Below are 15,598 nucleotides of genomic sequence, written 5' to 3'. Positions count from 1 at the left end.
TTCATATTTTATTGAAATTTTTAAAAATTATTTATTCAAGTACACTTTAATTTTTCTAAATTATAGTAACATTTATATACTATGTCAATTAATTTAATAAATAAGGGGTTCATAACATATTTGTTATTTACCAAAAAATTGATCATTATTATACGGAATTAGGCTTTTTTTAGCTTAATTCCCCTCCTTTAAAAAAGCTTTTTTTAAAATATTAATACTACTTTTATCCAATCTATAACCATGATTAAGAAAATTCCAGTTATTGATTTAAAACAACACCAGGCAGTAAGCGGCAAATCCGGCATGAGAGACACTTATCAACCTTTAAGGACTGTTTTTGCACCTTCCGCAAATCCCGTTGAAATCGCACAGGGGCTAAAGTTAAACGGTGCGGATGAGATGTACATTGCCGATTTGGACCTAATCGAGTCAGATGGACACAACATCAACGACATCAGGATGGTCAACACAATCTTGCCTGTAATCTTTGATGGTGGGGTTAGGAATTGCGAATCATTTGAATTCTTCCTGGATTATGTATATAAGATTATCATTCCAACCGAAACCCTTGAAAGCATCGAAGAGATGGAAATGATATTCGAAAAGTATCCGAAGGAGAGAATCGTAATAAGTGTTGATGTTAAGGATGATGAGCTGTTCGCTAAGCACATGGATTTGAATCTGCTTGAGTTTAAGGAAATCCTAAAAAGGCTTGATCCAAATGAGATTATCCTTCTCGACATTACCGGCGTCGGCACGGAAAAGGGTTACAATAAGGAGCTTTTGGATAAGTTTGAAGACATGAAGGATAAATTGATAATTGCCGGCGGCCTGAACAAGGAATCCATTGGTGAACTTGATTCATTGGGTATAAAAAAAGTGTTGGTGGGAACTAGTCTTCATTCTGGGGAAGTGAAACTTCTAGACTAGAACGCTTAAAAATATATATGGGAATATGCATGCAATTATGAACAGTACAATGCCTAAACCGAGTTTAGCCTTATTCTCTTCCAGTGAACCTGAAATAATAAATAAAAGTGCAAAAAATCCACATATAACCGGGAGAATATGTGAAAATATTGTTGTTCCAACTATCGCCATTTTAAATCACTACTATAATTTACTTTTTTTAATTATATAAATATAACTTAATTACACTTTAAAATTTGTATTTCTTAGTTTAAATAACTTTTTTATTATATTAGTTTAATAGTTTTAACCATGAGGATAGACACACATCATCATCACAAAAAGGCCGGCGAGAATTTGGCATTTGTTTTTTTCATGAATCTGGCGTTTAATATAATCGTCATTGCTGGAGGATTGGCCACCAACAGTATGGCGATTCTTGCTGACTGCATTCATGACATGTCGGACACCATTTCGATAGCTTTGGCCTGGGCATTGGAAAAAGTCGCTCAAAAGGACTCGACGGATAACTATTCATATGGCTATCAGCGCTTTTCCATTCTTGGGGCGGTCATCATTTCGGTATTCGTCATCATGATGGCTTTGGTGATATTGTCAGAGGCCATTCCAAGGCTGTTCTCGCCTGAAGGTGTTGATGCCGGAGGAATGCTTGTTGTAGCTATCATCGGCATAGTTTTCAAGTCAATTTCGGTCTATAGGCTTCATGACGGAGAGACATTTAATGAAAAGGCAATTCTCTTCCATCAGCTGGGGGATGTCTTTGAATGGGTGGCCATTCTAGTTTTAAGTCTGGTCCTGATGTTTTGGGATGGTGCTCCATACCTGGACCCTTTTGTTTCAATTGGAATCGCCTTATGGCTGATATTTAACCTTGGAAGAAACCTGTATAAATCGGTTGAAGTCATGCTTCAAAAAACTCCCGACAATTTTGATGTCAATGACTTCAGAAGTCAGATTCTGGCGATTGACGGTGTGGATGATATTGAGGATTTCCATATCTGGTCGCTGGATGGCATCGATTCGGTAATGACTTTGAAGGTCGATGTGGATTTCGGCAAGGACGTCAGCGGAATTAAAAAAGAGATTTATAACATTTCAAACAAATATCATGTTGTGGATATCACGATTGAATTCGACTAGGTTTGATTATGACATTGGTGGCTATTGGTCCTGTGACTAAGGATCTGGTAATTATTGGTGAAGAGAAGTCTTATAAAGTGGGAGGGGCAACCTATTATCAGTCATTTGTTTTTGATGAGTTTTACCCGGACTATTTGGCTATTGTGAACTGCTCCGATTCGAAGTTGGTCAGCGAATTTCCCGATTCGGATAAGGTAAGGGTAATCCTGAAGGATGATACCCATTATTTCATTAACAGATATCCGTTTGATGATAATCTGAATGTTCGTGAACAATCAAGTAATTTTGCCAACATTCCTATTTTAAGAAGTGATTTGGAAGATATTTTGCCCGAGGAAATTGACGGATTTGTTTTGAATCCGTTAAACAGATATGATTTTCCGATTGAAACAGTCGAATATTTAAAGTCATTTGACGTTCCTATTTTCATGTCCGTGCAGGGATTCTTGAGAGTCGGCGATGTGCAGGTAAATGAGAATTATACTATAAAATTAGATGACTTCGATGATTTGACCAGCATTTTATCGGGTGTCGATGCAATATTTCTGGATGAATCTGAATTGAGCATCATTGGCGATGAGTTTGATGTAGATGAGATGGTTATAACCAATGGCTCTTATGGATCCAGAATCATTTCAGATGGGGAAGTCAAGATTGATGCTGTAAAATGTGATGATGTTGTTGATACGACCGGTTGCGGAGACACCTATATGGCGGCATATATCTCCCAAAAATTGCTCTCCAAATCGATTGAAAATGCAGGCAACTTCGCATCAGCCATTGCCTGTGATAAGATTAAAAATTATGGTCCTTATTCCATCAAAAAATAAGCGAATCTTCTTGTTTACAAATATTGTTGTAAGTTAACATTCATTTTTGAATTTTAATGATTTTCAGTTAAATTTACTTTGTTTAGAAAACTTTATTAATTAATGTTATAATAATTATATAATGTATTTCTGAATTTTTAAACACTACAAGGGTCATCATGTTAAATAAGTCTGATAATATAATTGAAAAGGAATTTAAAAATTTACGTAAGGAGCTTTTAGATTTAACTTTAAGAAATCAACTTCTTAACTTCAAATCAAGAGCGAAAACTATCACTATTGTAAACCAGTCCCCTACAAATCTTTTTCAAACATTGGTCCTGCAGGAAAATAAGATGTATTTCGTGGCCAATAAGAAAGATAAGAAGGAGGACAAATCATCGGTATGGGATCATATTCCGTTTGATTTTTCCAAATTTTCCGAAGGGGACAAGAAACTTGCCACAGATTTGACTCCAAAGGAGCTCCAAAAAAGATTATATTACATCAATAACCAGGCAAAGACCATGCTTCAGGAGCAGGGTTATAACATTCTTTATCTGGCAATCGGATTTCTGGAGTGGAAGGACAAATCCAAGCCAAGACAAAAAAACAAGGCTCCGCTAGTGTTGATTCCAGTTTCAATGGAAAGGAAAAAGGTTGGAGAATCATTCAACCTTGAATGGACTGGGGAGGATATTCAAACCAATATTTCACTCAAAGCCAAATTGCTGGAAGCGGGCATTGAACTTCCCCGTTTTGAATTCAAAAGGTACGGTGAAGTTATAGACCATTATATCGCAAGTGTAAGGCGTTCAGTCAGCAGGATGGATGGCTGGCAAGTAAACAGTGATGTGGCCTTAGGTTTCTTCAGTTTCACCAAGTTTGTGATGTATAATGACCTAAACCCGGAGGCTTGGGCTGAAAATGTGGATTTGACCAAAAACGAATTGATTCAGGCTATTTTCAATCCCGCTAAAAATGACCAGGAGGCATTCAGGGAAGAGGACATTGACTCACAACTCGAATATCAGAACATGTATCAGGTTCTGGATGCGGATTCATCTCAGATTGCAGCCATTCAGGATGTGAAGGCAGGCCGGAACCTTGTTGTCGAAGGGCCTCCAGGAACAGGCAAATCACAGACCATTGTAAATTTAATAGCTGAACTGTTGGCGGAAGGCAAATCAGTTTTATTCGTTTCAGAAAAGATGGCTGCACTTGATGTTGTAAAGGACAGATTGACCGCAGTGGGATTGGGCAAGTTTGTTCTGGAGCTGCATTCCCACAAGACCAGACGCAAAAAATTCCTGAAGGACTTGCAGAAGGCAACCAATGTGCGTGCTCAGGAGCCATTGAATATAGACCAGACAATCCGTAAACTGGAAACCTTGCGCCGTCAACTTGATGATTACTCTCAAATTATTCACAGACCGGCATTTGCTGTTAATTTATCACCATTCCAGTTATATGGAATGAAAGAAGCGGCAGATGATTATTTCTCAAGAAAAAATGCCATAATGCCATTGGTCAGATTTCAGAATCCCGAAGATGTCACCCTAAAGGATTTGGATGACATGAAGGTGTCTCTTGAAAACCTGGCCGAGTTGTATCAGACTGTTTCGAAGGAAAATCCATGGAGCAAATGCGCTCCAAAAAGTTTGCTTCCGGCAGACTTGAGAGAAATTGAAATGCTGATTAACGACTGTTTGCATGCATTGGACAATTTCCTGGTGGAGCGTGGAAGAGTCTATGACATTTATGGAATTAAAAAACCGGATACCTTAAACGAATTCCAGAATTCGCTTTCTGCCTTTGAAATTATAAAGTCCCAAAATTCCGAGCTGATAGACGGAAGCATAATCAAATCAGGGGCATGGAACAATAACAATGATGATGCATTCAGATTGATTCAGGAACTTGAAAGGTATCAGAAATACTCCGGAATCCTAAACAAGTTCAATAGGAATATTTTCCAGGCCGATATTGACAGGCTGATATACGAGTTAAGAAACATTTCCAATAAAAAGTTCCGTTTCTTTAACAACAAACAACACATTGAGCTTGTTGAAAGGTATTATGCAGTACCTGTACCTGGAAGCATTGACGAGATTATAAGGGACTTGCAGGAAGCAAAAGCAGTTATCAAAATCAAAAATAATCTGGAAGCCAATAATGCATTGGGCCAAAAATATTATGGTGGATACTGGCATTTGAATGCAAATCCTAATGACTTGAAGGCAATAGCAAAATGGATGCAGGAATTTTCAGTCCTTGTACGTGAAGGAACATTTTCCGAAAACACAATTGACCTGATGAGCAAAGACCTGTTTGACATCAATCCGGAAAGGGACCTTGCCGAATACATCGATGCCGGAGAGGAATTCGTACGCGTGCTTACAAGACTGAAGGATAAATTGAACCCAAGAAGTAAACTGATATTCAAAAGGGAAACAGGAGATGTAAGTTTTGAAGCATGGCAGGAACAGTTATACAATTGGAGAGGACAGCTGTCCAGTCTTCACCTGTGGTCCCAATACTTAAATACTAAAAACGCTCTTCAGAGTTCTAATGCAAGAATGTTTGTCGATTCAATCGAAAAGAGAAACATTAAAAAAGATGATATTGAAGCATTGGTTGATGGAAACTTTGCAGATTCACTTTTAAATATATTGTTTGTTGAAAATCAGGAGTTGGCCACATTTATCGGGGAATTGCATGAAAACAGAATTCGCGAATTCAAGGACTTGGATAAGAAGATTCTGGTATTGAATCGTAAAAGAATTTTCCATAAGCTCAATAGCAATATTCCAAAGATATTCGGCGGAACTGAAAATCCTCAAGCCAAGATACTTGCCGGAGAATTTACAAGAAAAAGCGGCCACATGCCAGTCAGAAAACTTCTGGAAAAAGCTGGCGGAATGATAAAACAAATCAAACCCTGCTTTATGATGAGCCCGTTATCAATTGCACAATACTTGGACCCGACAAATGAGGAACTGCAATTTGATGTTGTTATTTTTGACGAGGCAAGTCAGGTAAAACCGGAAGATGCGCTTGGTGCATTCATGAGGGGTAAAACAGCTGTGGTTATGGGAGATACTCAACAGCTGCCTCCAACTTCATTTTTCGACCAGATGTCCGATGCAGACAGTGACGAGGAAGAGGCGACTTCACTTGACATGGAGAGCATCCTGCACTTATGTAAATTGTCATTCCCTGTAAAAATGCTTAAATGGCACTACAGGTCTCGCCATGAATCATTGATTACTGTTTCAAATCGCGAATTTTATGATGATGACTTGCTGGTATACCCTTCACCTTCACATTCAGACCCTGAACTTGGTTTGAAATTCCATTACAATCCGAATACTGCATATGAGAGAGGTTCATCATCTGCAAACCCTCTGGAAGCGCAGGATGTTGTAGAGGAAATATTCAATCATTTTGAAAAATATGGTGACACAAAAAGTTTGGGTGTTGGAACATTTTCCGTTGCTCAAAAGAATGCAATATTGGAAGCATTGGAGGTAAAGCGTAAAGAATATCCTCAATATGAGCCATTATTCTCTGACAATAAGGAAGAACGTTTCTTCGTAAAGAACCTTGAAACAATACAGGGTGATGAAAGGGATGTTATCCTAATAAGTGTAGGCTATGGATTTGACAATGACAGAAAGATGTCGCTTAACTTCGGTCCTTTGAATCAGGACGGTGGAGAAAGAAGATTAAATGTATTGATTACACGTGCCAGAGAAAAATGTGTGGTATTTTCAAACTTCAAGGCTTATGACATGAACTTGACAGCAAACCCTCCTTATGGTGTTAAATCCTTAAAGGAATTTTTGGAATATGCTGAAAACCTGACATTGGGAACTCATAGTGTGGAGGAACACACAAAAGAACCGTTTGAAGATGCAATAGCCAGCTTTTTGGAGGAAAACGGTTATGCGGTTGACAGACAAATTGGATGCGCTGGCTTTAGAGTAGATTTAGCTATTGTTGATGATGAAAATCCTGGAAAATACATTCTGGGAATTACAACTGACGGAAAAATGTATTCATCAAGCAAGGTGGCTCGCGATAGGGATAGGCTGCGTGAACAGGTATTGACTGGTCTGGGATGGAAATTATACCACTTATGGTCCACAGATTGGTACAGAAACAGAGATTTGGGTCGTAAAAAACTCCTGGATTATGTTGAAAAATCAATCAGACAATCCCGTGAGGAAGAAAAACGCAAATCTGAAGAAGCTAAAAAATTAGCCGAAAAACGAAGATTGGAAGCTGAGAAAAAAGCTGAGGAGTTGCGTCTTGCTCGCGAAAGAGAAGAGGAGGAAAGAAAAGCTCAAGAGGAATCTCAAGAAATTGACCCTGAAGATGTCGGGTCTAGTGATTTTGTTGAAGTCGAAAAGGTCGATGAAGGGGATATTTTAGAAAAGCCTATGGATGTAAGTGAAATCAGTCCTGCTGAATTATTTGGGGATGAAACCGACACTGAGACAATCGAGGATGAAAAAACAACTGAAGCTAAAGATAAATCTGAGTTTGTTGTAGTTGAGGAAAGTGAGGATGAACCTAAGGATTATGACGTTAAGGATGAGTCTGAGTTTGTTGAAGTCGAGGAAGATGACATTGGCGATGCATATGTGGAAAACGATTCGGAGTTCGTTGCAGATATTGCGGAAAAACCTACTTCAGATAATAATGAATCTGATTCTGAAGATGCAAATGCAGATGCAAATCCCGGTGATGATGCTGAGGTTTGGGAAGCTGAAGACAATAAGACAACTGATGATGATGATGCTGAAGTTTGGGAAGACACCGAAGAGGTTCCTCCACAGGACAATGCTGAAGTCTGGGAGGATGAAAACGATTATGTGGATGATAGTGTCAAAAAAGCATCAAATCCTATAAGGGAAAAGATCAAATCATTCTTCCAATCTGATGAAACTGAAGACAAAATGGATAAAAGCCCGCTATTTTCCGGACTTAAGTTTACCAAAGACTTGGGCAAAAATACTGATTTGGAAGAAGAGCTTGAACAGCCTGCTGAAGATACCTCTAAAAAAGGTAAAAATAAGAAATCATCCAAGAAAGAGCCTGTTGACGGTAAAGTGGATTTAGGGCCTGATGAGGATTATATCTATGTTGATCACAGCCATGACGATGAACGAGTATTGGATGATGATGAACCAATCGTATTCGGTAAGAGTATAAATTCAGATTTTGATGAGGATAAATCTCATGAAAAGGCTGATTCCGAATATGGGGAAGCCATTGATGAGTCTGCAGATGATGTTAAGGTTGATGGTGTGGACGAAGTTGTTGTTGATGAGTCTGCAGATGATGTTAAGGTTGATGGTGTGGATGAAGTTAGGGTTGATAAGGCGAATGATGATGTCATTGATGAGCCTAATGATGATGATAAGGTGGATTTAGGTTCCGATGATGATTATATTTATGTTGACCACAGCCATGACGATGAACGCGTATTGGATGATGATGAACCCGCTTCCAGTGATGAAACAGTTAAAGAGGACTTGGATAAGGTAACTGATGTTAATAGTCATGTTAGCAATAGGCCTGGTGTTAAAGATAAAATTAATTCATTCATATCCGATGTAATTAATAATGATTCTCAACTTGAACCCGAGGAAATTGAAACAGTTCGTGGAGAGGTAATTGATGATGAAGAACCATTACATAAACCAGCTCCAAAGGATGAATTCGTCGTTGAAGCTGAAATTGTTAATGGCAAGGAAGAATTGAATGTTTTCAATGATGAACTGCCTGATTTGAATAATCAGGATTCATTGGATGGCGAATCTGAAGATGAATTTGATGACTTGGAAAGGCCATCTCAAAAATTCGATTTCGATGATGATGATGAAGAACTGAATATTTTCACGGATAGGGATCTTCAATTTGATGATGAAATCCGAGAGGAAGCAACTAGGGTTGTTAACAATGCCGTTAGCGAGTTTATGGATGAGGTATTCGACAACATCGATTTGGATGATGACGTTTCTCAAGGGGATGGCGAGCCGATAATTGAAGATGATGTTTCCCAGGAGGACGCCGGGCTAATAGTTGATGATGATGAACCTGATGAAGAGGATGGCGAAAAAACTGCACAAAACCCTCCTGAAGCCGATGGGGTGACCTATTATAAAGGGGCTAATGACGTTAAAAGCAAACTCAGAAAGAATAACTTTTACTATGAGGATGAAAAACCGAAATCCGTCAGGGATTCAATTAAGGGATTTAAAAAAGACATAAAGTATATTAATAAATCATTGAAGGAGATTGAAAATCCGACTCAAATAGATTATGTTTCTGTAGTTGACAGGACTGAAGAATATAATCCTGAAGACTATTTAAACATGCCTAGTGATGACGATTCCCAGCTGATTATCGAGAAGGAAGAGGGATTAACATTTGCAGAACAGGAAGAAAAAAGAATAGAAAAAGAGTTGATGATGGAAGCCCTCAAAAAAGAGATAGCTGATGATGAAAATGTTATAGTCACGGTTCATGAGCAGCACAGAAGGGAGGAAATAAAGGACCAGGCTTTAGAAGACATCATCCTTTCGGCTAATGAGGACTACAAGGAAATTGAAAAGGAAAGATATCAGAGCAACAATACTTTAAAATCATTTGATGACCAGAAACTTCCAGGGAAAGGAAAAATGGAAGATAATATTGTTGAATATGTCCAGGCTGAGGATATTGGCCTATCCTCTCAAGATGATTTATATAAAAAACCGGCCGGTGAAGTGGCAAAATCCGTTAATTATATTGTTGATGTTGAAGGGCCGGTCCATGTAACGGAAGTTATTAAAAGGATTAAAGACAGTTGTGCAATTAAAAGAGCAGGTTCCAATTTGAAAAAGACGGTTAATGCAGCCATTGGTGAATCAGAGAAATCCGGAACTATTATAAGGATTGGTGACTTTTTATATGATGCATCCAATAATAATGTGCTTGTTAGAAAAAGGAACAAGCCTAACATCGATCTGATTTCCGATGAGGAGATTTCCAAAAATATTGAATTGGTCTTACTCTACAAGCAGAACTTGACAACAAAGCAGATTGCAAAGGAAACTTCAAGAAACTTCGGATTCAAATCCACGTCTAAAAAGACTGCAGACAGAATCAACGGTGTTTTGGATTTGATGATAGCAAACAATAAAGTTAAGATAACTGAGGATATTGTTGAACTTAACTAAAGGAGGTTTTTGAATTGTCCATGAAACTTAAATCTCCCGATGGCCTGCCGAACAAACCCGGCGTTTATATTATGCGTGATGATGCCGGCACCATAATCTATGTGGGCAAGGCAAAAAATCTCGTAAAAAGGGTCAAATCTTATTTTAGGGAAAAGCTTGACAGGCCAAAGACTCAAATTCTGATGAGTCATTTCGATAGTCTTGAGTATATTGTAACCAATTCCGAAAAGGAAGCATTGATACTTGAAGCTACATTGATCAAAAAGCATCGTCCAAGATATAATGTTCAGCTGAAGGATGACAAGAGATACCCTTATGTAAAGATTACCAATGAAAAGTTTCCCAGATTGATCATTACAAGGGACATTGCTAAAAATGGGGTTTATTATGGGCCATTCACTGATGCGGGTTCTGTTAAGCAAACTGTAAAGTTTCTGAAATCTTTATTTAAAATCAGAACCTGTCGCAATATGGATGGGCCTTGTCTTAATTCTCAAATTGAATTGTGTCATGCTCCCTGCGCGGGCAATATTTCCGAAGAGGAATATTCGGAAATTATTAATAAGATCGACTTGTTTTTCCAGGGAAAATATTCGACGATCGTTAAGAATCTTAAACGTGAAATGGCCGATGCTGCAATGAATGAAGAATATGAAAAGGCGGCTGTAATAAGGGACCAGATTGCATCAATAGAAGATATTATGGAAAAGCAATTCGTTGATTTGGTTGATGATGACCTGGACCAGGATGTAATTGCAGTTGCACCCGGTGAAAATGAGGTTGTGGTCATTATCATGCCGATTAGGAACGGCAAAATCGTTGGGCGTGATGACTTTTTAATGAGTGGTTCCCAGTACGATTCATCTTCTGAAGTGTTATTTGCATTTATTCAACAATATTATGGATATAACAGACATATTCCAAAGCAAATCCTTTTGGATGAGGGCATTGATGATAAGGCATTGCTGGAAGATTGGTTAAGTGATTTGAGGGGAAATAAGGTACACATTAAAGTTCCCCAAAAGGGCGTCAAATTGCGCCTGGTAAAAATGGCCCGTAAGAATGCTGAAATCATTAGGCATCAAAAGAAAAATATGGAAAATGCATTAATGGAGCTTAAAAAATACCTCAAACTTGAAAAAATGCCTCGTGTAATTGAGGGATATGATATTAGTAACATTTCAGGCAAGTTTGCAGTCGGTTCAAAAGTGTCATTTAAAGATGGAAAACCTAACAAAAAAAGCTATAAACATTTCAAAATGAAAACTCCCGGACCGAACGATTTTGCGATGATGGAGGAGTTGTTGACACGCAGATTAAAAATGGTGGACTCAGACCCTGAACCGGACCTAATGGTCATTGACGGTGGTAAAGGACAACTGGGCATGGTTTGTGGAGTTTTGGAAAAATTGAATTTAACTCATATTCCGGTTATAGGGCTTGCAAAGGAATTTGAAGAGATATATATTCCTAATTCCAAACGTCCAATCATAATTCCTAAAAATAATAATGCTCTGCATTTGCTTCAGCAAGTGCGTGATGAATCTCATAGATTTGCAATAACCTATCATAGGAAACTTCGCAGTAAGAATATTCAAGCCTCTTCTCTTGACAATATTGCTGGTATAGGCAAAAAACGAAAGATTAATCTTTTAAAAGAATTTGGAAGCATTGAAAATATTAAGAATGCTTCTGTGGATGATTTAGCAAAAATAGATGGCATGAATTTAAAAACGGCTAAAAATGTCTATAATTATTATCACTAAATTTTAATCTAGTATTAGAAAAAATGCCTTATTTTCCATTAAGTTTAAATATAAGAATTTTTATAAGTTTTTATAAGAATATTGAAAAGGTTAAAAATATGGTTAAATGTCCCCGATGTGGCTATGAAAATTCGGCCTCATCAAAATATTGTGATAATTGTGCCTATCTTTTAACTGACCAACACGGTAACAGAACAACTAACAATCAGAGAACCAGTTGGAATATAGGTATTGCTAAAAAAATTGTCATTGTTTTAGGTATTGTTGTTATTGCTTTGTTGTTGTTTTCTTTTATATATAACAACACCCAGCCTTCAAAGGAAGAGTCCCTTAATGTTATTACTGATAATGGAAGTGTAGACCATACATCCTCTTATCCTTATGTTGCACTCGTAAAATACGAAGGTGACTGGTACGCTCGTATGGGTGACCCTAATTACTTGTCCACCCAATCAGGTTACGGTGAAAAAAGATATTCACTGGATTGCGCATCATGGGAAAGGGTGGCCATTACTGCTCAAAAAACGGATTATGGTGAAGGCAATCTTACCATTCAACTTTTAAGAAATGGTAATGTTGTAGCTGAAAACTCAACTACAGATACTTCTGGAAACATTGTGATACATTACAATTATTAATTATAAATCGTTGATTTTTGCTTCCAGCAGTTCCACTAACTCGTCAGTTTTATAGAGACGAATTTCCTGTTCATCTTTACCTTTAAAAATTTTGATAAATTTGATAAGATCATTGCATAATTGGTCATATTGAATATTCAATGTGTTAAAGTTAGACAGTAGTCCGAATGCTTTTTGTTGGTCTAATTTAGGATTGTCCTTCAATATCCTTTCAATATTGGCGAAATGTGTTTCAATCATTATTTTTTCCTGTTCCAAACTATCCATATATTCTTGAATTTTATTTTCACTAGCCATTTAAATCACTTGTTTTTAATGTATAATTGTTAAAATATAAATAGTTTCACGGATAAAAATCTGTATATTATAAGGGGCATTAAGAATGATAAAAGTTGAAAATGTAAGTAAAGATTATGAGCTTGATGACGGTACAAAAGTGAAGGCATTGAAAAATGTCAGCTTCGAGGTTAAGGAAGGCGAAATACTTGGAATCATGGGCAAGAGCGGTTCTGGAAAGACAACACTTCTAAGAGCCTTGAGAGGTGTTGAGCACATAGATTCCGGTAAGATTACTGTGGGCACTGACAGTGTGGATGGAAATTCATCCCAATTCTATTACAATAATCTTAAGAAGGTAACTGCAATCCATCTTCAAAGGTCCTTTGGCCTATGGCCGGATACTGTGCGGGAAAATGTTTTAAGAAAACTGTATGCACGTAACTACTTTGATGAGGGGGATGCCAATCTTGAAGTGGCTGATAGCGAATTCGGCCAGGAGGCCGATGAGATATTGGAACTTGTTTCATTAACTCATAAGAAGGACCATTATGCTTCCGTGTTGAGTGGTGGTGAAAAGCAAAGGCTTATTATGGCCCGTCAACTTGCAAAACAACCTAAGGCTTTACTTCTTGATGAACCGGCAACCATGGCATGCCCCAAAACCAAACAGGAAATATTGGATGCCGTTAAAAAAATCAACAAGGAATTGAATATCACTGTTATTCTTGTGTCCCACTTGCCTGATGTTCAAAAATACTTGGCCGATAGGGTTATCCTGCTTGAAGACGGAGAGATAGTTGATGAGGGCTCTCCCGATGATATCTGCGATAAGTTCATGGGGGATATGGAACCCATCGTCGACATTGAAAACATCGCAACCGATGAAGATTTGATTGAAGTAAATGACGTATTCAAAAGATTCTACTTATTGACCGGCGGGGAAGTATTGCAGATAGAGGACATAAACTTCAAAGTTCAAAATGAAAATATTTTAAGCATAATAGGGCCTAGCGGTGCTGGAAAAACTGTTCTTTTAAGAATGCTTGGCGGCCTTGATGATCCTGACAAGGGTGAGGTATTGTACAAGGTCGATGACGAATGGCATGACATTGACATTCCCGGCATGGGACGTATGAAAATAAGATCCAAATTAGGATTTATGCATCAGGAATTTGCATTGAGCCATTATGCAACAGTTCTAGACCAATTGGCAGTGCGTTTAGGATATAAAAATCAGGATATTATAAAAGATGCACAGGAAAGGGCTAAAAAGATAGGTCTTAGCGAGGAATTGTTGGATTCATTTTATTTGTTAACAGATTTGCCTGAAATGGAAGCCAAAGAGCGTTTAAGACAGGTCGGGCTTGACCCTGAAATTCTAAATGACTTATTCCCAAAATTCCCGGAAACCGCAACAAAAGAAGCGGTTGCCGATATATTTGAAAGTTTGGACTTGGATTTGGATATATTGAATAGGAAATCATATGAATTGTCTGGTGGTCAGAAAGTACGTGTGATGCTTGCTTTAATTTTAGTTTCAAGACCAAAATTCCTGCTTTTAGATGAGCCGTTCGGAGATTTGGACCCTGTCACCTTAAGAACTGTAACCAATTCTCTTAAAAAGATTTCAAAAACTTATGGAATTACCATAGTGATGATTTCACATAACACCGACTTTATCAAGGAATTGAGTAACAGGGCAATATTCATGGATGATGGAAAAATCATTGATGACAGTGAGGATATGGACAAAATCGTATCCAATTTCATCGATTTCTGTCATGCTGATTATCTTATGGGAGACGAATAAATGTTTGATGTGATAATGGTGCCTATTGACGGGTCCGATTATAGTTTTGAAGCTGCAGACATCGCCATTGAAATAGCTCAAAAATTCTCATCAAAGATTGCCGCAGTCCATGTCCTGGAGGAATTCTCATTGAACAGCTATGATTCTGAAGAAGACTCAGGAGATGCTCTTTTAGCTGAAGTTACTAAAAAGGCAAATGATGTTGGAGTGGATGTTGTTGAACATTTGCTCACTGCCGACCCTTTGAGGGACATGAAATTCATTGTAGACCAGACACATGCTGACCTGGTTGTTATTCATGCTCATGGAGCCAACAATAACAGATTCGTATCCTTTGATGAAAATGAAGTTTCAGATGCACAAATCGGTTCAGTTTCAGAAAGGCTTTTGAGAAATTCTGAAGTGCCGATTTTATTGGTGAAATAATTTATTTTTTTCTTTTAAATCCTATTTTTTCATATAATTTTAAATATAATGATAAACTAATTATTAATAATTAAACTGTTTAAGTTAGGAGAAATTTTATGATAGTTAAAGATTGGTGCTCATTCTGCGGGGAATGTGCCGGAGTTTGTCCAAGAAATTTGATTCAAGTAAGGGAGTACTCTTTAGTATTCAATGATGATGACTGTAAGGATTGTGACACTTGCATTAAAGCATGTCCAATTGATGCATTAGAAAAAGAGGATTGATTATATGATAGAAACTGATGTTATTGTAGTAGGTTCCGGACCTGCAGGTTCATCTGCAGCAAAACACGCTGCATTAGGTGGAGCAAAAGTTATTTTAATGGATAAGAAATCAGAAATTGGTTCACCTAAAAGATGTGCTGAAGGTGTTTCAATTCAGGGTTTGGAAAAATTAGGAATCGAGCCATCCCCTCGCTGGGTTACTCAGGAAATTCAGGGCGTAAGAATACAGACCCCTGATGCAACTGACGTATGGTTGACCAATGAAGAGGTAAAATTGCCTGAAGCAGGTTACATTCTGGAGC

Annotated in this window: 12 protein-coding genes; 10 read left to right on the top strand and 2 right to left on the bottom strand. The window is 37.8% G+C overall.

Annotated features, from left to right (window positions below; genetic code table 11):
• Window positions 1-240: 240 nt before the first annotated feature.
• Complete coding sequence (locus ACKI4K_RS08800) at window positions 241-930, top strand: HisA/HisF family protein (RefSeq protein ID WP_407424282.1); 690 nt, start codon at window positions 241-243, stop codon at window positions 928-930.
• On the opposite strand, the gene ACKI4K_RS08795 is transcribed toward ACKI4K_RS08800, so the two are convergent.
• A complete protein-coding gene (locus tag ACKI4K_RS08795; RefSeq protein WP_407424280.1) occupies window positions 922-1,101 on the bottom strand; it encodes a hypothetical protein in 180 nt (59 codons plus the stop codon). The two genes, ACKI4K_RS08800 and ACKI4K_RS08795, sit on opposite strands and share 9 nt — an antisense overlap.
• A 120-nt stretch (window positions 1,102-1,221) precedes the next feature.
• Between ACKI4K_RS08795 and ACKI4K_RS08790 the strand changes: the two genes are divergently transcribed.
• From ACKI4K_RS08790 to ACKI4K_RS08770, 5 genes are all read left to right on the top strand, one after another.
• Window positions 1,222-2,070, top strand: coding sequence for a cation diffusion facilitator family transporter (locus ACKI4K_RS08790; protein ID WP_407424278.1), 849 nt, complete (start codon window positions 1,222-1,224; stop codon window positions 2,068-2,070).
• 8 nt (window positions 2,071-2,078) lie between these two features.
• Window positions 2,079-2,900: a PfkB family carbohydrate kinase gene (locus ACKI4K_RS08785; RefSeq protein WP_407424276.1), complete on the top strand. Its 822-nt coding sequence runs from the start codon at window positions 2,079-2,081 to the stop codon at window positions 2,898-2,900.
• Window positions 2,901-3,058: 158 nt separating this feature from the next.
• Window positions 3,059-10,111, top strand: coding sequence for a DUF3320 domain-containing protein (locus ACKI4K_RS08780; RefSeq protein ID WP_407424274.1), 7,053 nt, complete (start codon window positions 3,059-3,061; stop codon window positions 10,109-10,111).
• Window positions 10,112-10,125: 14 nt separating this feature from the next.
• Entirely contained in the window at window positions 10,126-11,877 is a 1,752-nt protein-coding gene (gene uvrC / locus ACKI4K_RS08775; protein WP_407424272.1) for an excinuclease ABC subunit UvrC, read from the top strand.
• 98 nt (window positions 11,878-11,975) lie between these two features.
• On the top strand, window positions 11,976-12,515 hold the full coding sequence (locus ACKI4K_RS08770; protein ID WP_407424270.1) for a zinc-ribbon domain-containing protein: 540 nt from the start codon (window positions 11,976-11,978) through the stop codon (window positions 12,513-12,515).
• Here the strand turns inward: ACKI4K_RS08770 and ACKI4K_RS08765 are convergent, their stop codons facing one another.
• Window positions 12,516-12,812 carry a hypothetical protein gene (locus tag ACKI4K_RS08765; protein ID WP_407424268.1) on the bottom strand — a complete coding sequence of 99 codons (297 nt, stop codon included), beginning with the start codon at window positions 12,810-12,812 and terminating at the stop codon, window positions 12,516-12,518. It abuts the gene before it with no gap.
• Window positions 12,813-12,897: 85 nt separating this feature from the next.
• Here ACKI4K_RS08765 and ACKI4K_RS08760 point away from each other — a divergent pair, with 85 nt between their 5' ends.
• The 4 genes from ACKI4K_RS08760 to ACKI4K_RS08745 form a co-directional block, all read left to right on the top strand.
• Entirely contained in the window at window positions 12,898-14,604 is a 1,707-nt protein-coding gene (locus ACKI4K_RS08760) for an ATP-binding cassette domain-containing protein (protein WP_407424266.1), read from the top strand.
• Window positions 14,605-15,030: a universal stress protein gene (locus ACKI4K_RS08755; RefSeq protein ID WP_407424264.1), complete on the top strand. Its 426-nt coding sequence runs from the start codon at window positions 14,605-14,607 to the stop codon at window positions 15,028-15,030. It begins immediately after the preceding gene.
• A gap of 98 nt (window positions 15,031-15,128) precedes the next feature.
• On the top strand, window positions 15,129-15,296 hold the full coding sequence (locus tag ACKI4K_RS08750) for a 4Fe-4S binding protein (protein WP_178785130.1): 168 nt from the start codon (window positions 15,129-15,131) through the stop codon (window positions 15,294-15,296).
• 4 nt (window positions 15,297-15,300) lie between these two features.
• The coding region (locus ACKI4K_RS08745; protein ID WP_407424262.1) for an FAD-binding protein at window positions 15,301-15,598 on the top strand (298 nt) is incomplete at its 3' end.

This window comes from Methanobrevibacter sp. (genome assembly GCF_045644645.1).
GTDB lineage: Archaea > Methanobacteriota > Methanobacteria > Methanobacteriales > Methanobacteriaceae > Methanocatella.
The sequence above is the reverse complement of the archived record's forward strand: the minus strand, read 5'-3'. Positions and strand labels throughout refer to the sequence as shown.